General features: G+C 68.2%; 1 pseudogene. It reads right to left on the bottom strand.

What is annotated here, in order from left to right:
* Nucleotides 1-23: 23 nt before the first annotated feature.
* A pseudogene (locus ACFC1R_RS38815) lies at nucleotides 24-1,027 on the bottom strand (IS5 family transposase).
* Nucleotides 1,028-1,104 lie beyond the last annotated feature (77 nt).

Below are 1,104 nucleotides of genomic sequence, written 5' to 3' on the forward strand. Positions count from 1 at the left end.
CTAGGGAGCGTATTTGATCGCGATCAAGGAGTGGTCCTGCTGAGGTCTTTGATCCAGATCATTGCGCCGCGTAGGTGGAGGCCGGCGAGGTAGCTGGCGGGCGTCTTGTCGTAGCGGGTGGCGATGCCTCGCCAGGCCTTCAGCTTGTTGATCAGGCGCTCGACGGTGTTGCGCTCCTTGTAGAGGTCGGCGTCGTGGCTGACGGGCCGGCCGCCACGGCTGCCCTTCCTCGTCCGGTTGGCGGCCTGGTCCTTCTTCTCCGGGATGACGGCCTTGATCGCGCGTTGACGCAGGTGGGCGCGGTTGCCGCGGGACGAGTAGGCCTTGTCCCCGGCGACCGCGTCGGGCCGGGTGCGGGGACGGCCGACCGGCCCGCGGACCCGTAATTTCTTGAGCACGGGGATGAACTGCGGGCTGTCGGCGGCCTGCCCCTCGGTCAGCACGAACACCAGCGGTCGGCACTTCCGCTCACCGGCAACATGGATCTTGCTGGTCTGCCCACCTCTGGAGCGTCCGAGCAGTGCGGCCTTCAGGCGGAGCTTGCGCCGCCGCCGGGCACGTCGTCGTTCTTCGCTTTCTGGATCATCTGCGGTGTCCTGCCCGTCTTGTTCTTCCGGGCCGCCCCTTTTTGCCGGGCCTTCTCCGCCTCGTCGGCGGCCTTCTCCAGGGCCGCCAGGGCGTCGGGGCGCAGGTGCATCCCGGCGGCGTCGTGGTGGGCCCGAACGGTGGTGGAATCCACGCTGACCAGCGACAAGTCCACCTCGCCCCGCCTCGCGGCCTCCGCGATCGCGCCCTCCAGCAGGGCTTCGAAGACGCCCGCGTCACGCCACTGCCGGAAGCGGTTGGAGACGGTCGACCACGCGCCGAACTCCGCCGGCATCTCCCGCCACTGCCCTCCGGTCCTGAATCGCCAGATCACGCCCTCGAACTGCTGCCGCAGCCGCTCCGGGTACGGGCCGTACTCGCCGATCGGCAGGTACGGCCCGATGAACTCCCACTCCGCATCCGTCAGTTGCACTCGCGTCACGCGACATGATCTACCTGATCAGGCCTCGCCGTGAGAGCGAATCCCACAGATTGATCACGACCCGATACCCGCCCTAG

This window comes from Kitasatospora sp. NPDC056138 (assembly GCF_042264695.1).
Taxonomy (GTDB): domain Bacteria; phylum Actinomycetota; class Actinomycetes; order Streptomycetales; family Streptomycetaceae; genus Kitasatospora.